Annotated in this window: 20 protein-coding genes and 1 tRNA gene; 11 read left to right on the forward strand and 10 right to left on the reverse strand. The window is 70.4% G+C overall.

Annotation, left to right across the window (positions count from 1 at the left end; genetic code table 11):
* Positions 1–56 precede the first annotated feature (56 nt).
* The gene (locus Hrr1229_RS11625; RefSeq protein WP_123112743.1) at positions 57–1,340 is read right to left on the reverse strand and encodes a tRNA pseudouridine(54/55) synthase Pus10; all 1,284 of its coding nucleotides are present in this window, start codon (positions 1,338–1,340) and stop codon (positions 57–59) included.
* A gap of 138 nt (positions 1,341–1,478) precedes the next feature.
* Here Hrr1229_RS11625 and Hrr1229_RS11630 point away from each other — a divergent pair, with 138 nt between their 5' ends.
* The gene (locus Hrr1229_RS11630; RefSeq protein ID WP_123112742.1) at positions 1,479–1,865 is read left to right on the forward strand and encodes a DUF5830 family protein; all 387 of its coding nucleotides are present in this window, start codon (positions 1,479–1,481) and stop codon (positions 1,863–1,865) included.
* 459 nt (positions 1,866–2,324) lie between these two features.
* A complete protein-coding gene (locus tag Hrr1229_RS11635) occupies positions 2,325–4,034 on the forward strand; it encodes a tryptophan--tRNA ligase (RefSeq protein ID WP_123112741.1) in 1,710 nt (569 codons plus the stop codon).
* A 543-nt stretch (positions 4,035–4,577) separates the two neighbouring features.
* On the opposite strand, the gene Hrr1229_RS11640 is transcribed toward Hrr1229_RS11635, so the two are convergent.
* Positions 4,578–4,940: a DUF5518 domain-containing protein gene (locus Hrr1229_RS11640; RefSeq protein ID WP_123112740.1), complete on the reverse strand. Its 363-nt coding sequence runs from the start codon at positions 4,938–4,940 to the stop codon at positions 4,578–4,580.
* A gap of 145 nt (positions 4,941–5,085) precedes the next feature.
* On the opposite strand from Hrr1229_RS11640, the gene Hrr1229_RS11645 reads away from it, so the two are divergent.
* A complete protein-coding gene (locus Hrr1229_RS11645; RefSeq protein ID WP_123112739.1) occupies positions 5,086–7,041 on the forward strand; it encodes a DUF87 domain-containing protein in 1,956 nt (651 codons plus the stop codon).
* A gap of 4 nt (positions 7,042–7,045) precedes the next feature.
* On the opposite strand, the gene Hrr1229_RS11650 is transcribed toward Hrr1229_RS11645, so the two are convergent.
* A complete protein-coding gene (locus Hrr1229_RS11650; RefSeq protein WP_123112738.1) occupies positions 7,046–8,008 on the reverse strand; it encodes an acetamidase/formamidase family protein in 963 nt (320 codons plus the stop codon).
* Between the two features lie 188 nt (positions 8,009–8,196).
* Between Hrr1229_RS11650 and Hrr1229_RS11655 the strand changes: the two genes are divergently transcribed.
* From Hrr1229_RS11655 to Hrr1229_RS11665, 3 genes are all read left to right on the forward strand, one after another.
* Positions 8,197–9,657 carry a lamin tail domain-containing protein gene (locus Hrr1229_RS11655; RefSeq protein WP_123112737.1) on the forward strand — a complete coding sequence of 487 codons (1,461 nt, stop codon included), beginning with the start codon at positions 8,197–8,199 and terminating at the stop codon, positions 9,655–9,657.
* Positions 9,654–9,950, forward strand: a complete 297-nt coding sequence (locus Hrr1229_RS11660; RefSeq protein ID WP_123112736.1) for a DUF3006 family protein — start codon at positions 9,654–9,656, stop codon at positions 9,948–9,950. Before Hrr1229_RS11655 ends, Hrr1229_RS11660 begins: the two co-directional genes overlap by 4 nt.
* Before the next feature lie 184 nt (positions 9,951–10,134).
* Complete coding sequence (locus Hrr1229_RS11665) at positions 10,135–10,371, forward strand: hypothetical protein (RefSeq protein WP_148041744.1); 237 nt, start codon at positions 10,135–10,137, stop codon at positions 10,369–10,371.
* Between the two features lie 11 nt (positions 10,372–10,382).
* On the opposite strand, the gene Hrr1229_RS11670 is transcribed toward Hrr1229_RS11665, so the two are convergent.
* The 5 genes from Hrr1229_RS11670 to Hrr1229_RS11690 form a co-directional block, all read right to left on the reverse strand.
* Positions 10,383–10,676, reverse strand: a complete 294-nt coding sequence (locus Hrr1229_RS11670; RefSeq protein WP_123112734.1) for a chorismate mutase — start codon at positions 10,674–10,676, stop codon at positions 10,383–10,385.
* A gap of 15 nt (positions 10,677–10,691) precedes the next feature.
* Complete coding sequence (locus Hrr1229_RS11675) at positions 10,692–11,612, reverse strand: shikimate kinase (protein WP_123112733.1); 921 nt, start codon at positions 11,610–11,612, stop codon at positions 10,692–10,694.
* A 145-nt stretch (positions 11,613–11,757) separates the two neighbouring features.
* The gene (locus Hrr1229_RS11680; protein ID WP_123112732.1) at positions 11,758–12,381 is read right to left on the reverse strand and encodes a hypothetical protein; all 624 of its coding nucleotides are present in this window, start codon (positions 12,379–12,381) and stop codon (positions 11,758–11,760) included.
* A gap of 52 nt (positions 12,382–12,433) precedes the next feature.
* Positions 12,434–12,895, reverse strand: coding sequence for a hypothetical protein (locus Hrr1229_RS11685; RefSeq protein ID WP_123112731.1), 462 nt, complete (start codon positions 12,893–12,895; stop codon positions 12,434–12,436).
* The gene (locus Hrr1229_RS11690; RefSeq protein ID WP_123112730.1) at positions 12,895–14,229 is read right to left on the reverse strand and encodes a hypothetical protein; all 1,335 of its coding nucleotides are present in this window, start codon (positions 14,227–14,229) and stop codon (positions 12,895–12,897) included. Before Hrr1229_RS11690 ends, Hrr1229_RS11685 begins: the two co-directional genes overlap by 1 nt.
* Positions 14,230–14,367: 138 nt before the next feature.
* Here Hrr1229_RS11690 and Hrr1229_RS11695 point away from each other — a divergent pair, with 138 nt between their 5' ends.
* The 4 genes from Hrr1229_RS11695 (at position 14,368) to Hrr1229_RS11710 (ending at position 15,720) form a co-directional block, all read left to right on the forward strand.
* Entirely contained in the window at positions 14,368–14,826 is a 459-nt protein-coding gene (locus Hrr1229_RS11695) for a DUF5796 family protein (RefSeq protein ID WP_123112729.1), read from the forward strand.
* A gap of 37 nt (positions 14,827–14,863) precedes the next feature.
* Positions 14,864–15,103: a hypothetical protein gene (locus Hrr1229_RS11700; protein ID WP_123112728.1), complete on the forward strand. Its 240-nt coding sequence runs from the start codon at positions 14,864–14,866 to the stop codon at positions 15,101–15,103.
* Positions 15,104–15,205: 102 nt separating this feature from the next.
* Positions 15,206–15,556 carry a ferredoxin gene (locus Hrr1229_RS11705; RefSeq protein ID WP_123112727.1) on the forward strand — a complete coding sequence of 117 codons (351 nt, stop codon included), beginning with the start codon at positions 15,206–15,208 and terminating at the stop codon, positions 15,554–15,556.
* Between the two features lie 79 nt (positions 15,557–15,635).
* Positions 15,636–15,720: transfer RNA gene (locus Hrr1229_RS11710), tRNA-Leu, on the forward strand.
* A 280-nt stretch (positions 15,721–16,000) separates the two neighbouring features.
* Here Hrr1229_RS11710 and Hrr1229_RS11715 read toward each other — a convergent pair.
* Positions 16,001–16,459, reverse strand: a complete 459-nt coding sequence (locus Hrr1229_RS11715) for a MoaD/ThiS family protein (RefSeq protein WP_123112726.1) — start codon at positions 16,457–16,459, stop codon at positions 16,001–16,003.
* Between the two features lie 232 nt (positions 16,460–16,691).
* On the opposite strand from Hrr1229_RS11715, the gene Hrr1229_RS11720 reads away from it, so the two are divergent.
* Positions 16,692–18,980 (forward strand): cbb3-type cytochrome c oxidase subunit I, encoded by a 2,289-nt coding sequence (locus Hrr1229_RS11720; RefSeq protein ID WP_123112725.1) that lies wholly within the window; start codon positions 16,692–16,694, stop codon positions 18,978–18,980.
* Positions 18,981–19,410: 430 nt separating this feature from the next.
* Here Hrr1229_RS11720 and Hrr1229_RS11725 read toward each other — a convergent pair whose 3' ends face one another.
* Positions 19,411–20,541, reverse strand: coding sequence for an ATP-NAD kinase family protein (locus tag Hrr1229_RS11725; RefSeq protein ID WP_123112724.1), 1,131 nt, complete (start codon positions 20,539–20,541; stop codon positions 19,411–19,413).
* Between the last annotated feature and the right edge of the window lie 25 nt (positions 20,542–20,566).

Consider the following 20,566-nt stretch of genomic DNA (forward strand, 5'->3'; position numbering starts at 1 on the left):
TCCGATAAATCCCGTTGGTCCGCGCCGCTCAGCCGCCCCGGTCGCCGCGAGCGGCGTCAGTCCCGGAAGAACTCGGCGTGCTCGAACGGCTCCTCTTCGCCCTCGACGGCGACGACATCGAGCGCGGTCACCGCGGCGCCGACCCCGAGGAGCCCGGCCAGGCTCGGCTCGGTCCGGCCCTCGTCCCCGGAGATCAGCTCCTTGATGTAGAGCCCGCCGGCGCCGTGGATCTCGACGGTCGCGTGGCGCGCGTCGTCGAGCTCAGCGGTCGCCTCGTACACGTCGCGCTCGCGGGTGATGCTCGCGCGCCGGTGGTCTACCCGGTTCGGGGTGTACTGCTCGACGGTCGTCCCCTCCAGCTCGTCGACCGCGGCGGCCAGCGCGTCGGCGTCGACGTCGGCGTCGAAGGTCACCTGCGCGCGGTAGCGCTTGGCGGCGTCGAGCTCCTTCACGCGCTCGACCATGTCGTACGTCGCGAGTCGGAGCCCCTCGACCTCGACGGCGCCGTCGGCGAAGGCGTTGATGTCGCTCTGGAGGCGCTCGACGTCGACCCGGCGGCGGCGCGGCTCCTCGACCTCGACCACGAAGGGGCGGCCGGTGCCGAGCATCAGCGCGTCGACGTCCTCGCGGCCCGCGCCGTGGAACGTCGCCTCCGTGCCGTCCATCACGTCCTCGACGATCGGCGCGGTGTACTCCTCGACGCTGTCGTCGTAGAGGTAGCCGGAGCCGCCGCAGTGGTCGCAGGGGTCCGCGCCCTGCCGGCCCGAGCCCTTACACTCGCGGCAGGGCCACTCGGTCTGGGGGATGTCGCGCTCCAGCTTCCGGTAGCGCCCGTAGACGAACGCCGAGTTCACCTTCGCGTCGAGCGCGTCCTCCGCGAGGTCGATCGTGAACTGCACGTCGGGCCGGTCGAAGGAGACCTCCGCGCCCGTGAGCCGACCGAACCGCTTGCCGACCTCGCGGTTGAACTCCGACTTGAACGGCTCGCCCGCGTCCTCGTCGAGGCCGGCGTCAGCGCGGAGCAGCGCCTCGTTCTCCTCGATCAGCGGCGGGGGGCGGGTGCCGACGTTGTAGGTGGAAAACTCGATCCCCTCGATCGCCTCGGCGGCGCGCTCGGCCCACTCGTCGAACTCGGTGCAGCGTCCCTCACAGACCCAGCAGTCCGCGGTCTCGACCGGCTCGTGGTCCTCGTCGTCGCGCAGCGCGATCGAGACGCGCAGCGCCGAGCCGCGCTCGGCGTTCGACAGCCCGAAGCTCCGGTCGGCGACGAGCCGGCCGAGACAGGCGTCGCACACCGGCCCCGTCTCGGTCGCCCGCGCCGCGACCTCCAGTACGTCCATACGCCCTCCAGCGCCCCGCGTGGTAACTGTCTTACTACATCGCGGGCCAACGGCGGCAGGGCGGCCGGCGCCCCCCGCTCCGCACTCGCCCCGCCGTCTCCCGGCCGACTTAAGAGGGTCCGAGTCGTTTCGCCGGGCGTGAACGAGCCGGCGTCCCGGGAGGAGAAGCTGGAGCTCGGCGTCGAGCTGCTCGCGCACCTCGAGCACGAGGAGCTCCCGCTGCCGGACGCGATCGACCGGATCGAGACGGTGACGACGAGCCCCGCGCTCACCCGGGAGATCCTCGACGCCGCCGAGAAGCGCGGCGTCATCGAACGCGAGGACGCACGTCTCAGAGTCCAGCGCGGCGGCACCTACGTCAACTACGACAGCCAAGTCGTCCAGCGGGAGGGCGAGTTCGAGTGTCGCCGGTGCGGGACCGGCATCACGACCGGCCACTTCGTGAAACTCGACGCCGGCGAGCTCGGTCCGTTCGGCTCCTCCTGCATCCGGAAGGTGACCGGGCGCGATTCCGACGACGAGTGAGCGTCGCGACCGCGACACGTATTTATAAATCCATACCGCGGCGGCGCGCGCCTCCGAGCGGCCGTTTATAAACGGCCGTGAGGAGCGCGTGCGAGGGAGTCGGTCGCCCGGAGCGACGCGGAGGGCGACCGACGAGGCTGGGGAGGCGTGAGGATGCGGTCGCTGTGCGGGGCGGGACTCGAAGGGGCAGCCGCGAGGGCGACGCACGGCGACGCAAGGACCGCAGGGAACGAGCGAAGCGAGTGACCGAGGACCGTAGCGAGCCGCGCGAGCCGTCGCGGCTGGGGCTTCGGCGGTGTCCACCGACAATACGGAGTCAACCGTTTACAAACAAACGACCGAACTGAGTGCGACCACATCTGCGACGCCGGTCTCACCACCATCCGCGTCTCCACCTTCGTATGCCACGTCCTGACGCGCAAGCGAACGGTTTTTGCGTCGACCGACGGGAGGAGACGTATGGACGAGGACACCCCCGAGGAGACGGGGTCGGCGGCGCGGGTGGACGACGCCGACCCCCGACGCGACGCCCCCGCGGTTCGATCGGACGGCGGCACGGAGCGCGCGGACGGACCGACCGAGGACGTCGCGCTCGACCCGTGGGGGTCGGCGTCGGTCGGCGACTACGCGGACCTCTTCGAGGAGTTCGGCATCGAGGCGTTCGACGACGTGGCCGACGACGTTGCCGACCCGCACTACCTGATGCGCCGCGGTGTCATCTTCGGGCACCGCGAGTACGACGCCGTCGCCGAGGCGATGGCGAACGACGAGCCGTTCGCCGCGCTCTCCGGGTTCATGCCCACCGGCGACCCGCACATCGGCCACAAGCTCGTCTTCGACGAGATCATCTGGCACCAACAGCAGGGCGGCGACGCCTTCGGGCTGATCGCCGACCTCGAGGCCCACTCCGCCCGGGGGATGTCGTGGGACGAGATCGACGAGCACGCGCGCAACTACCTCCTCAGCCTGCTCGCGCTCGGCTTCGACGCCGAGGACGGCGAGCTGTACCGGCAGTCCGACAACCGGGCGGTGCAGGACCTCGGCTTCGAGCTGGGCTCGAAGGCGAACTTCTCGGAGTTCGAGGCGATCTACGGCTTCGACGGCGAGACCAACATCTCGCACATGCAGAGCGTCGTGACCCAGACCGCGGACATCCTCTACCCGCAGCTCGTCGACGAGCCGAAGCCGACCGTCATCCCGGTCGGTCCGGACCAGGACCCGCACGTCCGGCTGACCCGCGACCTGGCGACCCGCGTCCGCTACTTCAAGGTGACCGAGGCGTTCGCGAGCTTCGAGCTCGACGACGACGAGCGCCAGCTCGTCCGGGCCGCGTACGACGCGCTCGCGGCCGGGGGCGCGGCGGACGACGACGGCGAGGTCGACGACGCCGACACCGACGTGCGCTGTGAAGACGCCGCCGAGTGGCTCGCCGACTACGAGCCGCCGGAGTCGGGGGCGGACGACGCCGAGGAGGACACCGACGACGCCCCCGACCTCGCGGCCGCCAAGTCGACCGCCCTCGAGAAGCTCCGGGCGGGCGGGAAGGAGCCGCTCCGCCCCCGCGTGCGGTTCTTCGACCGCAACGCCACCGACGAGGCGTTCGAGGCCCTGATCGAGGCGGTCGACGGCGAGAAGCGCGTGTTCGAGGGGCACGTCGACGCCTTCGACCTCACCCGCGGCGAGGCCGAGTCGGTCGCCCGCGAGGTCGAGATCGACCACGACGGGTTCGGCTTCCGGCAGCCCTCCTCGATCTACCACCGGTTCATGACCGGGCTCACCGGCGGGAAGATGTCCTCGTCGATCCCGGCGAGCCACATCTCGCTGCTCGACGACCCCGCGGACGGCTACGACAAGGTGAAGGCGGCGACCACGGGCGGCCGCGACACCGCCGAGAAGCAGCGCGAGCTCGGCGGCGAGGCCGACGAGTGCCCCGTCTACGAGCTGTACGCCTACCTGCTCGCGGGCGACGACGACGAGCTGACGAGGACCGTCTACTCCGAGTGCGTCAACGGCGAGCGCCTCTGCGGCGGCTGCAAGGAGCAGGCCGCCGAGCTGATGCGGGAGTTCCTCGAGGACCACCAGGAGAAGCGCGCGGAGGCCGAGGAACTGCTCGACGACCTCGACATCGACCTCGACTCCGACCGGCGCGGGACCGGCGGCGAGCACTAAGTCGTCCACTCTCGGCGTAGCGGGTGATTCTCGCACACCTTCTTTATAATAGACAGTGCGGTGGCGCGTGCCTGCGAGCGGCCGCCACCGGCGGCCGCGAGTCAGCTCGCGCGAGGGAGTCGGCGGTCCGGAGCGAAGCGGAGGACCGCCGACGAGGCTGGGGAGGCGTGAGGTGCTGTGCTGGGCGGTGCGGGGCGGGACTCGAAGGGGCAGCCGCGAGGACAGCGCAAGCGTTCACGAGAGCTTTGCTCTCGTGAGCCAATCAGAACGCTTCGCGTTCTGATGACGACGTAAGCACCGGAACGAGGGAGCGAACGGAGTGAGCGACCGAGTGAGGAGCGTGGTTCGAGACGCCTTTGGCGTCTCGTCATCACGAAAGGCGCAGAGCGCCTTTCGAACGACAGCGAGCGTGCGCTGTCCTCGCGGCTGGGGCTTCGGAGGTGTTTGTCGCCGGTTCGCTAGCGACTATTTATAAGTAAGCGGCTGGGGCTTCGGAGGTGTTCTCAGCGGATCCGAGCTCGACCACTCATAACAGCGACCGACTTACAGTTCGTCTTTTACGTACACGCCCAGTACTCCGCCGAGCGCGCTCAACACGACGGTGTAGGCGACGCCGCCCAGCACGGCGATCGCCCCGAGGAGGAAGATCCCCCCGGCTGCGATCCCGATCTCGGCCGGGAACGCGAAGAACCCCAAAAGCGGGAAAACGACCAGCACGAGCAACAGCAGCCCGACGATCGGGATCGACGCGATCGCGCCGGAGAGCGCGCCGACCCGCAGCCCGTCGTCGCCGTTTAAATACCCGGCGACCGCGCCGCCGAGGAGGGGTGAGATACCGGTGAACGAGAGGAGGGCCGACGCGATAGCGCCGACCACCGCGTTGAGGAGGGTGTTTTCGGTGTCCATGCGCTGTCCGACTCCCGGCGGCGGCATACGTTTTGCGGACCTCGAAGTACGAGCCATCCACGACCGACGCGACCGGTCGAGGGACGAGGCGACCGGCCGACGACCGAGGCGATGGTTTATGAGGCGGGCGCCACCTCTCACGGGTATGAGCGAGGAGGAGACGATCCACGTCGCGGACGTCAGCGAGGGGATCGGCGGCGACGCGACGGCGGAACCCGGCGCTCCGGTCGAACTCCCGGTGGTCGACGTGCTCACCGGCCGGTCTTTTATAACGGGCAAAAGCGGGTCCGGCAAGAGTAACACCGCGTCCGTCGTGATTGAAAATCTGCTATCTAACGGATTTCCTGTCATGATCGTGGACACTGACGGGGAATATTACGGACTTAAGGAAGAGTATGAAATTCTCCACGCCGGCGCCGACGACGAGTGCGACATCGTCGTCTCCCCGGAGCACGCCGAGAAGCTCGCGAACCTCGCCTTAGAACAGAACGTCCCGATCATCCTCGACGTCTCCGGCTACTTGGAGGAGGAGACCGCCAACGAGCTCCTCCTCGAAGTCGTCAAGCAGCTGTTCGCGAAGGAGAAGCGCATGAAGAAGCCCTTCCTCCTCGTCGTCGAGGAGTGCCACGAGTACATCCCCGAGGGCGGCGGGATGGACGAGACGGGGAAGATGCTGATCAAGGTCGGCAAGCGCGGGCGGAAGCACGGCCTCGGCATCGTCGGGATCAGCCAGCGCCCGGCCGACGTCAAGAAGGACTTCATCACACAGTGCGACTGGCTCTGCTGGCACCGGCTCACTTGGGACAACGACACGAAGGTGGTCGGGCGGATACTCGGCTCCAAATACTCGAACGCGGTCGAGGATCTGGGCGACGGCGAGGCGTTCCTGATGACCGACTGGGACGAGTCGATCCGCCGCATCCAGTTCCACCGCAAGGAGACGTTCGACGCGGGCGCGACCCCCGGCCTCGACGACTTCGAGCGCCCGGAGCTCAAGTCGGTCTCCAGCGACCTCGTCGGCGAGCTCCAGTCCATCTCCGACGAGACGGAGCGCCGCGAGTCCGAGATCGCCGACCTCAGACAGAAGCTCGACAAGAAGGACCAGCGGATCGCCGACCTCGAGCGCGAGCTGGAGGAGGCCCGCGACCTGAGCAACATGGCCGACCAGTTCGCGCAGGCGCTCCTCGGGAAGGCCGAGGCGCCCTACCGCGGCGGGAGCGGGCACTCCTCGGTCGACGGTGGGCGGTCCGTGGCCGGCGACCGCGGAAACGGCGAGGACGACGACCAGTCCGTGCTCAAGTCGTACGACGAGGCGGTCGCCGCGACCAGAGACGGCGGCGGGGAATCGGACGCCGACGCCGCCCCCGTTGACGCCGCCGTCGGCGCCGAAGACGTCACCGACGACACCGGTGAGGCCGACACCGCCGACGGCGACCCCGAGGACGCCGAGGCGCCGCCCGAGGACGACGTCGAGCCCGTGACGCGCGCTGACGTCGCCGAGAGCGCGCTCCGCTTCGACGACGCCGTCGAACTCGGCACCCGCGAGGCGGTGATCGAGGAGCTCCGCGGCCGGATCGAGGCCCTCCCGGAGCTGTCGCGGGGGATGCTCCGCCACTACCGCCGCGAGGGCGTCAGCGACCCCGTCGCCGCCCACATCGACGCCGGCGGCGACGGCGACTCGGGGCACGCCTACAGCCGTCATCGACCGATTCGACGGGCGGGACTCATCCGACACGCCGGACGCGGACACTACGCCTACGCCGTCCCAGACCTGATCCGCGAGGCGTACGCCGACCGGCTCGACGAGGAGAGCGTCCGGGAGATAGTCCGCGCCGTCGAGACCGCCTTCGTCCCCCCGGCAGAAAGGAGCTACCCGCCCGACGCTGACCCGACCGAGGTCGGCGTCGCATCCGGCGACGGCGCTATCGACAACGCGGACGGCGACGGTGCTGTCGACGACACGGACGGCGACGACGCTATCGTCGACACGGACGACGACGGCGAGCCCCCCGAGGCCGAAGAGGGCGCAGATCGACCGACGAGCGCACTGAGCGACGCCGCGCGGCGCCTCGCGGAGCGCGGTCGCACCGGCGACGAGTGATCGGTCAGAACGGGACGGCGAGGTACTCGCTCGGGATCGCGTTCCGCGCGGTCACCTGCGGGTCGACAACCTGACTGATCTCCAGCCCGCCGACGAGACTGGAGAACAGGTACGCCTCGGTCCTAGAGAAGCCGTGGTCGTGCGCCAGCAGCCGCACGACGTCGCGGTTCGCGAGCTCGACGGCCTCCTCCAGCGTCCCGGCGCTCGCGACGGTCTTGACCGCGTCGCCGGTGTCGACGAGCGGGCGGTCGAGCCCGACCGCGGGGTCTTCGACCACCGAGACCGTCACGTCGATCTCGGTGCCGATCTCGGCGCCGGTCCCGCACATCTCGCCGTCGGCCATCGCGGCCTTCGAGTCGCCCATCGCGAGCATCGCGCCCTCCTGAAACACGGGGAAGTACGCGGTCGTCCCGGCAGTCATGTCGGTCGTGTCGAGGTTGCCGCCGTGGTCGTCGGGCGTGAGCGTCGACACCGACTCCTCCGCGGTGGCGACGCCGATCGTCCCGATCACGGGGTCGATCGGAACGTCGATCCCCTCGAACTCGACCGACCCGCCGCTCGCGCCGCCCCCGCCGCTCTCGCCTGCGCCGCCTTCACTTCCGGTGCCCTCGGCGTCGACCTCGGTGACCCGCGTCGCCGGGTGTTCGATCTCCGGGTCGTCCTGCAGGAGCCCGAATCCGGGCGCCGTGAGAACTCGCCCGACGTCCTCGGTGACGCGGACCGCCTCGATCTCGACCGCGAGCACGTCGCCGGGGCTGGCCCCCTCGACGGCGATCGGACCGGTCGCCGCGTTCACCTCCTCGGGGATGGCGTCGAGGAGGTCGTCGTCGGTCTGGATCGCCCCGTTCAGGCTGTCGATCGTCTCGATCGTGAGCGACTCGCCGTCCGCGGCCTCGTAGACGGGCTCCATCTCCGGTGCGAACTCGTAGACGTGACCGTCGCGATGGGAGACCAGCTCTCGTGGCATGTCGTCTCAGACTCGGGAGCGCGCGGACAAAAATCCCCACGCGGACGCCCCTCGCGGACGCCCGGTTCGAGCCGCGGGGAGAGACGGCGTTCGGCCGTCGGTCTCGGCCCGTCGGTCTCACCGGGCGACGTAACGGATTCGTTTCACCTTCGATCAGCTTTACAAGCCGACGTCACGCATGGGGCGTAATGACACGTTCTCGGGCGCTCTCCCGCGTCCTCCTCGTGGTGCTCGTCGTCGCTCTCGCCGGGTGTGCGGGCGCGTCGTTCGGCGATCCGACGGCCACCGATCCGGCGTCTAGCGACGGGTCGGACGTCGCGACGGCGAACGGCTCCCTCGAAGTCCACTACATCAACGTCGGGCAGTCCGTGAGCACGCTCGTCGTCGGGCCGGACGGCGAGACGATGCTCGTCGACACGGGCCACTACAACGACGACGGGGAACACGTCCTCGAGTACCTCCGGACCCACGGCGTCGAGCGGATCGACCACCTCGTGACCTCGCACAACGACGCGGACCACATCGGCGGGAACGCGGCGATCATCGACTACTACGAGACCGAGGCCGACGGGGTCGGCGCCGTCTACGACCCGGGGATCGCGGCGAGCACCCAGACGTACGGCGAGTACCTCGACGCGGTCGAGGAGCACGACGTGACGCTGTACGAGACGCGGGAGGGCGACGCGATCGACTTCGGCGAGGTCACCGTCGACGTGCTCGGTCCCCCCGAGCCGTACCTCGAGAACGAGGCCCGCAACGAGAACAGCATCGTCCTCAAACTCACGCACGGCGAGACGAGCTTCATGCTGTCCGGCGACGCCGAGGACGACCAGGAGACGTACCTCGTCGAGACGTACGGCGAGGAGCTCCGGGCGACGGTTATGAAGGCGGGACACCACGGGTCGAGCAGCTCCTCGAGCGAGGCGTTCCTCGACGCGGTCGACCCGGAGGTCGCGGTCGTCTCGAGCGCCTACGACTCCCAGTACGGGCACCCGCACGAGGAGGTCCTCCGGCGCCTCGGCGACCGGTCGGTGCCGACGTACTGGACGGCGACGCACGGCGACGTCGTCTTCGTCAGCGACGGGACGATCGTCTCGATACGAACGCAGCGGGAGGCGCCGACGGAGCCGCAGTCGCTCCGCGACGGCGACCCGGTCGACCCCGGGACGAGCGGCGACGCGGTGGAACGGGCACAGGTAACCGGTGACGGAGCCGTCGCCGTCACCGACGGCGGCGACGGCACAGATGACTCGGGCAGCGACGGCTCGGACGGTGACGGCTTGGACGGTGACGACGTGACGGCGGGGGACACGAACGGCACACTCGCGGTCGCGACGATCCACGCCGACGCCGAGGGCGACGACCGGGAGAACCTCAACGACGAGTACGTCGTCTTCGAGAACGCGGGGACGGAGACGCTCGACCTGTCGGGGTGGGCCGTCGAAGACGAGGCCGGGAAGCGGTACAGGGTCCCGGACGGCGTGACGCTCGCCCCCGACGAGACGCTGACGCTCAGGACGGGAAGCGGCACTGACACCGGAGACGAGCTCTACTGGGGCGCCGGCTCGCCGGTCTGGAACAACGGCGGTGACACGGTGATCGTCGAAAACGCTACCGGGGACCGCGTGCTAACGGAGTCGTACGAATGAGCCGGATCGATCTCGCCGACGGGACGTACACGGCGGTCGTCGACGCGATCGAAGACGGGCTCGCGACCGTCTTCTTCGAGCGCGACGGCGACGACGTGGGCGACGCCGTCCTCGACGCCGACCGGCTGCCTGACGAGGGCCGGCACGCGGACGCGATCTTGGACGTGCGGATCGAGGACGGGTCGATCGCGACCGCGACGTACGACCCCGACCTCACCGAGTCCCGTTCCGAGGCCGCCCAAGACCGGTTCGACCGGCTGTCCGAGCGGCCGCCGAAAGACGGTCGGGAATGAGACGACTGGGACCCGTTTCCGAACGGGTTGCCGCCACGAATCCCGATACCGATTCCCGCTGTATTTCTGCTGGTCGGATGCCGCCGACACCGGTGGCGACGGGTACGAGGATCTGGTGTCGCGGTCGCTATCGGGTGAACGGGCCCGGCGGCGGGCGCGGATAGCGTCGGGGACCGTCGACGAGATGGTCGAGGCCGGGACGCTTTCGGAGGCTGCCGGCGGGGAAGTGTACTGTTGGGGCGACGACGGTTCCTCTCGGGGAGACGGCGATTCCTGCGGAGAGACCGGTGAGGCTGGCGGCGAAGTCGTGGTGACGCACTGCCCGTTAGATGCGCCGGCGCTTCACCTGGTGAGTGCGGAGAGCGCGTCGAACGAGGTGAAGTTCAAGGCCGGAGCCGAGCTCTCGAGGAGCGTGAACTAGGCCGTCGCAGTTCAGCGATTCTCCCGCTGCTCCACCTTGTTCAGCTCGATCAGCAGCCGGAAGATCGCCTTCACGAGGTTGGCGTCGACGTCGAAGCGCTCGGCGTTCTCGCCGGCGCGCTCCATCACGCGCTCCTCCTGGCCCTCGTCGGTCGTCGGGAGGTCGCGCTCCTCTTTCACGGCCGCCACGGTGTCGGCGACGTACGTCCGGCGGGCGATCAGTTCGACGATCTCTCGGTCGATGTCCTCGATCTCGCGTCGCAGTTCGTCGAGGCTCCGGTCCTCCGTGTTCGGTGTGTCACTCATAGGTCGGTAGTGTGCTCATTCGACGGTCGCGCCGTCGTTTCGGGTGGTCGTTCGTCGCAGCGTTCCGGGCCGGTCGCCCCACGCGTCGGCGACCGCGTCGAGGTCGGTCTCGGGGTCGGTCGGGTCCGCGACCGCGACGACGCTCGGGCCGGTGCCCGACAGCGACACCCCGGTCGCGCGCGGCATCGCCTCGACCGCGGGGTCGGCGTCGAAGCCGAGCGCGGCCGAGAAGGCGAGCCCGTTGACGGTCATCGCCTCGGCGTACCGGCCGTCCAGCGCGAGGTCGGCGACCAGGTCCGCCATCGGCGCGACGGCCTCGCAGCGGGCCACGTCCGCGTCCGCGCTGTAGGCGCGCTCGGGCGGCGTCCAGACGAGAACGTCCCAGTCGACGGCCTCGCGCGACCGCAGCTCGTCGCTCGCGTTGTCGGTGACGGTCACGCCGCCGAGCATCGAGGCGGTGGCGTCGTCGAACGCGCCCGTGACCGTCACGCCCGCCTCGCGGGCGGCCCGCACGCCGAGCCGGCAGGCCTCCAGTCGCGTGACGTCGACGGACGAGCCCGCGGCGTGGGCGGTGTCGTCGGCGCCGCCCGCCTCGTCGCCCACCGTCAGTCCCAGCGCGTCGCAGGTCGCCAGCACGGTCGCGTTGGCGGCCGCGCTGGAGCTCTTGAGCCCCGCCGCGAGCGGCACGTCGCTGTCGGTCCGGACGGTGCCGCCCTCGCCGTCGCCCCACCGGTCGGTCGCGAGCGCGACGCAGCGCTCGATCAGGGCGGTGTCGGCGTCGGGGTCCTCGGCGATGGTCCCGTCCACGCCCTCGGCGGCCGGGTCGAGAGAGACGCTCGCGCGCGTCTCGACGTCGATGCCGAAGGCCGCGCCGGTGCCCGTCGCGAGCGCGTTCAACACGGTGCCAGCGCCGAGCGCGGCCGCCCGTCCCTCCATGCACTCACGGCTCGCGAGCGCGGACAAAGAGGTAGCGATCACGGCGAGACTCTCGGAGCGATCACGGTGAGACCCTCGGGGCGATCACGGCGAGACCCTCGGCGCCACGGCCCCCGCGCGCCGCGACAGGCCGAGGGACCGATATTTAAACCGGATCGGCCGTTCGAACCGCGGCGTCGACCTCATACCAGTCCACGTCGGCCAGGACGTTCGTCTCTCGGCTCCGGAACGTGATCGAGACGTCGAAGCGACGCGTCCCGTCGTCGAACCGGTTCCCCGACGTGAACCGGCGGGTGACGTACGCGCCGCCGACCGAGTCGCCCTTCGTTGAGTTCGGAGGAGCCGGGTACGCGTCGACGCGGAGCTCGACCGTCCCGTAGGTGAACCGTCCCCTGTTCTCGACGGCGAGCCGCGCGTCGACGGTCGTCTCGTACCCGTCGTCGGTCACGTCGCGCACGTCGACGCTCGTGACGACGAGCCCGGAGCCGTCCGGCCCGACCTCGTCGGGGGCCGGCTCGTCGTCGGTCTGTTCGGCGGTCGCCTCGTCGGTCGTCGAGTCGTCTCCCGACGCCTCGTCTCCCGCAGACTCCTCGCTCTCTGCGGGCGCCTCGCCCCCCGCGGACTCCTCGCCTCCGGGACCGTCGGCGTCCTCGCTCTCGCCGCCGGCCCCGCTTCCGGCCGCGCTCTCGTCGGACTCCACGAGACAGCCGGCGAGCAGGCCGGGGGCGGCCGCGGCGAGCAGCCGCCGCCGGGAGAGCGAGCGCCTCATGGACTCCTCCTCGGCGCCGCGCGACCTAAAGGTGGGCTCCGGCTCACGTCGGTCACCCCGTCACCGACCCGAGCGCGCCGGTCGCCGCGCCGACGACGGCGGCGACGACCGCGGTCGTGAGGAGCGGTCCGAACGCGTCGGCAATCCCGTGCGCCTGCGTCGCGGCCTCGCCCTGCGAGGCGACGACGAGCACGACAACGACGATTCCGTAGACGAGCGCGCCGATCCCGCCGCCGATCCCGGAGGTGGCGGCCGCTTCCTGCACGTCGTACGCCCGCGACCCGAAGAGCACGCCGAGCACGCCCGCGAGGAGCGGCGCGCCGACCAGGGCGGTCGCCGTGACTGCGAGGTACGACTGCGCGACGAACACCGGGCCGAACCGCGCGGTCTCGCCGGTCGCGGCGGTCGCGAGCGCTGTCTCGGCCCAGCCCGTTCCTACTGCGGCGACGAGGCCGACGCCGACGCCGACCACCGCGAACACCGCCGCCGTGAGACCGACGCCGTTCGCGTTCATCAGGCCACCACCCATCCGTCGGCCAGTCGGCCCTGCCACCCGGTGCGTTCCTCCCACGCGTCCCCGGAGAACCCGGTCGCGAGAAGGAACTCGCCGGCCCGCACGACGTAGCCGTACTGGATCCCGGCGTGCTCGTCGAAGCCGTAGCGCTCGCCCTCGGCCTCGTCGTGGTAGAGCCGGTACCAGCGAGCGGGGCCGTCGTCGGTCGAGCCGTCGGCGTCGCCATCGCTCGACTCGTTCCCGGAGAAGTCCGACCCCGCGGCGGTCGCGTCGGGATCGATCGGCGCGCGCCCCTCCGTCGACGCGTCGTCGAGGACCGACGCCAGCCGATCGCTCGCCGTCTCGCCGTCCGGGTAGCGCTGCACGTACAGCGGCGTCCCGTCGAGCTCGTGGGCCCATCCCTCGAACGTCTCGCTCGGGCGGTTGCCCGCTGGCGGGCGGGTCGCGAACGCGACGAACAGCTCCTCGGTCCGGTCCGCGGGACGGGGGACCGGCCCCAACCGGGCGCGGAGCTCCTCGCGGCGGTCCGGACCGAAGGCGCCCCCGTAGATCTGCGGGATTCGGGAGCGGTCGAACCGGTCGTCGTCGTACGGCTCGTGCGCGAACGCCGCGAACCCGCGACTCGCGAGCGCGACCTCGACGAACGCCCCCCCTCGGACCCTCCGCCGGCGGTCGTCGCCCTCCGGCAGGGGGTACAGCAGCCGGTCGAGCAGGCGGTTGTGGATCGGGTCCCGGGAGAACGCCTCCGCGACGTAGGTCGCGGTGCCGATCCCGGCGAACCCGCGGCGCATGCGGTCGAGCTCCTCTAGGAACCGGTCCACGTCGTTCCGGGGGGCGACCGTCCGGAGCTCCTCGACGTGGCGCCGCGCCCGCCCGCGGATCAGTGCCTCCGGGTAGAAGTGCGGCTCCAGCGCGTCGCCGGCGCGCTCTGCGGCGTCGCGTCCGGCGGCGTCCAGCCGGTCGGCCATCGCGAGGGTCACCGCGCCGCTCTCGTCGGCCTCCGCCCTGACGGCGTCGATCTCGGCGACCACGTCGGCGATCGCGTCCCGGTAGGTCGCGACCGCGTCGGGGTACTCGGTCGCGAACCAGACGGCGTCGTCGACGACGTTCCGGGTCGCGGTCGCGAGCGGCTCGTTCAGGACCGGATCGGGGTCATCGAGCTCGTCTCCGTTCTCGTCGCCGTCGTCCCCGTCGCTCCCGTCGCCGCCCGCGTCCGGAGGGCCCTCGTCCGGGGCCGCGTCGGGATACTCGACGCCCTGCACGCCGAGACACCCCGCCGCCCCGGCGGCGAGCCCGACGCCGGCGCCCAACAGCCCCCGTCGCGTCCGTTGCATGGGATACCCTCCCGTCGGCGGGGACTTAAATGTGCCATGCCCGATTCTCGCGACTGAGGGCGGCGCCGCGCGTCGCCGCGGACCGTCCGGCCGCCGCCGAGCGCGCCCCTTTTGAGGCGGGCGGCCCGAGCGACGCGTATGTCAGCGCCTTCACGCAGCGACGTCCCGCCGACGTCGATCGGGATCGACCTCCGCGAGGAGGGAGTCGTCGTCGAGTACCTCGACGGCCGGACGACCCTCTACCGCGGCGCCCCGGACGCGGTCGAGGGGTCGGTGACCGCCGGTCCCGGCAAGGAGACCCACGTGCTCGTCACCGACCCGACCGAGACCGAGGGCGTGATGACGTACGTCAACGACTACAACACCGACGACGAGATTCTGGAGGACTCCGGCGTCGGGCGCGTCATGGTCGAGGAGGGAGAGCGGGAAGAGGTGTTCCCCGGCGTGATCGTCGGCCGGACCGATCAGCGCAACGAGGTGGTCGCGGACCCCGAGATCGCCGGCGGCCGCGTGTTCGTCTTCGTCGAGGACGGCTGGACCGAGGGGAGCTTCGAGATCGTCGAGGGCCCCGAGGACGGCCTCGACGCGCACCGATGAGTGCCGCGCCGACCGCGACGTCGGCGACTCCGACCCGATGAGCCTCGCGAAGCCCTGGCGCGACCTCGATCGCTCGACGGTCGGGAGCGCGCCGAATCGGTACGGGCTGTACGAGCTGGGCGACGCCGACGGCGACACGATCGGATTCGGCACGGGGGTCCTCCGGGACGAGCTGAAGGAAGCGCTGGCGTACGGCGACGCGGAGCGGGTGCGGTGGGAGCTCGCGGACTCGGCCGAGCACGCGGAGCGACTGCTCGCGGAGCACGTCGAGGAGTGAGTCGGCGAGGCGTTCCGAGCCGCCGACCGGCCCGGGCCGGCGGGACGGCCCGCACTCGTCGGGACCGACAGACGAAAGTCCCGCGGTCGCCGAGGGTAAGACATGAGCGAGGAGGCGGACGCCGACGACGAGGTGTTGCGCGCGAGCGACATCGGCGGCGAGGGGCCGCCGGTCGAGGAGAAGCCGTACAAGATCGTCTTCGAGGCGAACAAGTGCTTCGGGGCCGGGAAGTGCGCCGAGGTCGGCGACAACTGGGAGATGGACATCCAGAGCGGGATGGCGAAGCCGCGGTCGTACTACATCGGCGAGGACGAACTGTCGGAGAACGTGCGGGCCGCCGAGGTCTGTCCCGCGAAGAAGGACCAGGGGGTCATTCACGTCGTCGACCGGCGCACCGATAAGGAGATCGCGCCCGACCCGCACGGGGACGGGACGCTCTCCGTCGACTGGTAGCCCGGGGGTGTTCGGTCGACGCCCGGCGGCGGCGCACATCCGAAAGGCGTTTCACCCCGCCGCCGGAACCGAAATCCGGGCGGGGGTGGCTGAGCCTGGCCAAAAGCGGCGGACTTAAGATCCGCTCCTGTAGAGGTTCGAGGGTTCGAATCCCTTCCCCCGCACTCCTGCGGCGCTCACACATCGTGAGCGCCGCGGCTCGGATCGAAGGGATTCGAAGCAGGGAACGGAGCGAGCGCAGCGAGCGGAGTGAGTGAGGTTCGAATCCCTTCCCCCGCACTCCTGCGGCGAGCAGTTCGCGAGCCGCAGGATTTCGATAAGGAAGGATTCGGACCAGAGAGGTCGCGCGCAGCGAGCGGAGTGAGTGAGGTTCGAATCCCTTCCTCCGCATGCTGTCGCGAGCACTCCGCGAGCGACAGGGGCCGGTTCGGTTTATAAGACCCACTAACAGCAGAACATGAACGGATAGACGAGGGCGACGCGGTCGCCCTCCTCCAGCTTCGTGTCGAAGCCGTTCTCGTTCTCGTTGAAGTGGCCGTTCACGAGGATCCGGGCATACGCGATGGTCTGCTCGCCGACCGGGTTCTTCGTCCACGTGCCGGGAAGCTCCTCCGGCGTCGGCGCCCAACCGCTGTGCGTCGCGTCCGCCTCCTTCTCGGCGATGAGCATCTCTTGGAGCTCCGGGTAGTCCTCGAACAGCTCGTCGAGGAACTCGCGGAGGGTGTCGCCCGCGAACGTATACTCGAACTCGTACTCGCCGAGCTCCGTGCGGACGTGTCCGGTACAGCGCACGGTGACGGTCGTCTCCGCCTCGGGATCGGTCGGCCTCGCCGCGTCGGCGTCGCTCTCGGAGTCCGACGCGTCCTCGACGGCGCCCTCCGCCGCCGGCTGACTCGGTGGCATGCCCGATCGTACGGTTCTCCGGGGCGTAAGCGACTTCACGAACATATTCGCGTGTCGCCTTCGAGACCGGCAGGCGCGGCGAGCGTCGCTGTCGCGGCGACCGCGGAGGGTGCCGCTCGGGCCCGCGGCGAGTGTCCCGAAGGCGACCGCGGAGGGTGTACCGAAACGTGGGAACGGCGCCCGAACATGTTGCCGCTAAACGGATAGGATGACCGGGGACAAGCCCCCACCGATGGAACTCACACGTAAGACGATCGCGAAGGTCATCGTCGCGGCGTTCCTGCTCAACCTAGTCGTGATGGGCGCCGGGGCGTGGTTCGCGTATCAGGAAGCGCCGCCCATTCCGGACGAGGTCGTCGGGCCCGACGGCGAGACGATCGCGACCGGCGACTCGATCCAGGACGGAAAGTCGGCGTTCCAGCAGTACGGACTGATGAACCACGGGTCGATCCTCGGCAACGGGGCGTACTACGGCGAGGACTACACCGCCGACACGCTCGATTTAAAGGCCGAGCACATGCGCGAGTACTACGCGCAACAGGAGCACGGGGCGAGCTACGACTCGCTCTCCGGGCCGGAGCAGGCCGCGGTCGCGGCGACTGTCCGCGAGGACCTCGATAGCCCCCACGACGGCGGGGCGATCGAGTACTCCGCCGCCGAGGCCTACGCCCACGAGCGGGTGACCGAGACGTACGTCGAGCGCTACCACGGGGGTGACCACGACCGGGGCGTGCCCGAGGGGATGATCGAGTCCTCCGGCGAGGCCGAGGACTTCGCCGACTTCGCGCTGTGGACCGCGTGGTTCTCGCACACCGATCGGCCCGGCTCCGACAACTCCTACACCAACGAGTGGCCCTACTCGCCGGCCGCCGGCAACGACGCCACCGGCGCCGCGATGATCTGGAGCGTGATCTCGATGGTGCTGCTCGTCGGTGCGGCCGGGGGCGCCATCCTCCTCTACAAGTCGGTGACGCTCCCGGAGCCGTCGGCAGAGGGGATCACCGTCCCGGAGCCGGGCGACGTGAGCGTCTTCCCGAGCCAGCGCGCGGCGCTCCGGTTCATCCCAGTCGCCGCCGGGCTGTTCCTCGCGCAGGTGTTGCTGGGCGGGTTACTGGCGCACTTCTACATCGAACGCGCCGGCTTCTTCGGGATCGAGGAGGTGTTCGGCGTCCACATCCTCCAGCTGCTCCCCTTCGCCATCGCGAAGACGTGGCACATCGACCTCGGAATCCTGTGGATCGCGTCGACGTGGCTCGGCGCCGGGCTGTTCCTTCCGCCGCTCCTGACCGGCCACGAGCCGCGGAACCAGGCGCGGTACGTCAACGTCCTGCTCGGCGCGCTCGTCGTCGTGGTCGTCGGCGGGATGGGCGGCATCTGGCTCGGCGCGAACGGCTACCTCCCCGGCGAGCTCTGGTGGCTCCTCGGCAACGAGGGGCTTGAGTACCTCGAGGTCGGGAAGGTGTGGCAGGGCGGCCTGCTCGCCGGGTTCATCCTCTGGGCGGTCCTCGCGATCCGGGGGCTCAAGCCCCTGCTCGACCGCGAGCCGATCTACGGACTCGCGCACATGATCCTCTACGCGGGCGGCTCGATCACCCTGCTGTTCGTCGCCGGGTTCATGTTCACGCCGTCGACGAACATCGCCGTCACCGAGTTCTGGCGGTGGTGGGTCGTCCACATGTGGGTCGAGGGCGCCTTCGAGTTCTTCATCGTCGCGATCATCGGGCTCACCCTCGTCTCGATGAACCTCCTCACGCGGCGCAGCGCCGAGAAGGCCGTCATGCTGCAGGCGCTCCTGGTGATGGGGACCGGCGTCATCGGCGTCTCGCACCACTACTGGTGGATCGGGATGCCGGACTACTGGGTGCCGATCGGGAGCGTCTTCTCGACGCTGGAGCTGCTCCCGCTGATCTTCATCCTCTACGAGGCGATCGGCCAGTACCGGGCGATGACGAGCTCCGGCGGGTTCCCCTACAAGCTCCCCTTCATGTTCATCGTCGCCAGCGGGGTGTGGAACTTCGTCGGCGCCGGCGTGCTCGGCTTCTTCATCAACCTCCCGCTCGTCAACTACTACGAGCACGGCACCTACCTCACCGTCGGCCACGCCCACGCCGCGATGTTCGGCGCGTTCGGGTTCCTCGCGCTGGGGATGGTCGCGTACATGCTCCAGCTGTCGATCGACCCCGAGCGCTGGGACGGCTCGTGGCTCCGCGCGTCGTTCTGGCTCTGGAACGTCGGGCTCGCGCTGATGGTGTTCGTCTCCGTGCTCCCGGTCGGATTCCTCCAGCTCGACGCCGCGTTCACCGGGAGCTACGCGGCGGCCCGGAGCCTCGCGTTCTACGAGGGGTCGCTCGTCCAGACGCTGTTCTGGGCGCGGCTCCCCGGTGACACGCTGCTCATCCTGGGGACCGTCGTCTACGCCGCCGACGTGGTCCGGAAGCGGTTCGTCCTCCGGCGCTCCGAGGACGACCCGACCGTCGACGACATGGCCGTCGCGGAGGGGATCGTGAGCGACGACGACTGACTTATAAAACGGTCCTCCGTTCGCTATCGGTTATTTATAAATCGCTGCCGCTGATGACGCGGCCAACCGCTTCAAAACTCCCGGCCGCGCGGCTGTACATCGTTGCTGCTACTGACGCGGCGACCACCTCCAAAGCCCCAGCCGCGAGGCGGGCGCACGCTCGCTGCGCTCCTCGTCGCTCGTTTCACTCGCGCCTGCGGTGCTTGCTTCGCCTCCGCCCGCCTCGCGGCTGCCCCTTTGAGTCCCACCCAACCGCACCGCACAGCACCTCACGCCTCCCCAGCCTCGTCGCTCGCTGCGCTCGCTCCTCCCTCGCGCGTGCTCCTCGCGCTCGCTTATAAGCGAGCGCTCGGAGGCGCGCGCCGACGCGGCTCTGTATGCCCGACAGGTCATCAGAACCCCGGTCAACGGTCGGCGTCGCGCTCTCCCCTCACGCGATCTTCATCATCCGCGTCTCGAACTTCCCGACCCGGACTCGGACCCACCCCGCGAGTTCGTCGTCGAGCTCGGGGTCGTCGGTGTCGACGCGCAGCGCGCGCACGTCGTCGAGCTTCGCCCGCGAGGCGACGATCTGGAGGTCGCACTGCCGGATCACGGCCGGCGACAGCTGCGGGTTCCCGCGGCCGAAGACGAACCCCTGCCCGCCGATCGGCGAGACGACGATGACGTTCTCCTCGCCGAGCGCGTCGAGGATCTCCCGCTCCGTCCCGTCCCGCAGCACCACCTCGCCGTCCCGCCACACGTCGACGCCGATCGGTGAGGGCTCGAACCCCAGTTCGGCCTTGATCGCGCCGACGGTCGATCCCGGGCCGAGCACGAACGTGACGCCCTTCCCCTCGCGCTCCCGGATGTCGTCGGCGACGCCCTCCGCGAGCGACTCCACAGTTCCGCTCGCGGTCTGTTTCGACGACTGGAGATCGTCGGCGACGGGGACGCGCGCGACCGCCCGGAGTTCCGGGTGGACCTCGCCCTCCCGGTAGGCGTCCTCGTCGATGTCCATCACCTCGCGGCGCTCGGTGCGCGAGAACGCCGCCGCGACCTCCGCCGCGTCCTCCGGCGAGACGGCGAACACCGAGGAGTACACCTTCACCCCGGCGGGGACGCCGAGCATCGGGACCTCGCTGCCGGCCGCCTCCAGCGCCGCCGCCACGTCCGTCGCGGTGCCGTCGCCGCCGACGAACAGGACCAGATCGACCGGGTCGAGGGCGTCGGCGCCGCCGCCCTCGCTGAACGCCCGGACCACGCGCGCGGTGTGCTCGGCGGTCGTCTCGGTGGGCCCCGGCGGGTCGCCGTCCCCGTCCCCGTCGCCGAACGGGTCGACGACCCGGACCGGGTCGAAACCGGCGTCCCTGACCAGCCGATCGCCCATCGGGTCGGCGGCGGTCGAGACGGTCGCCTCCGGCGCGACCGCCGCGAGCCGCCCTAGCGCCCGCCGCGCGCGGTCCGGGGCCCGCGGCTCAGCGCCGCGGGCGACCGCCTCGGCGACCTTCCCGTCGGTGCCCTTGAGGCCGACGCGGCCGCCCATCCCGGCCACCGGGTTCATCACGAATCCGACGTGCATGGTCCGACCTACGGCGGCGGAAACT

It is taken from the genome of Halorubrum sp. CBA1229, assembly GCF_003721435.2.
In the GTDB taxonomy this organism is placed as follows: domain Archaea; phylum Halobacteriota; class Halobacteria; order Halobacteriales; family Haloferacaceae; genus Halorubrum.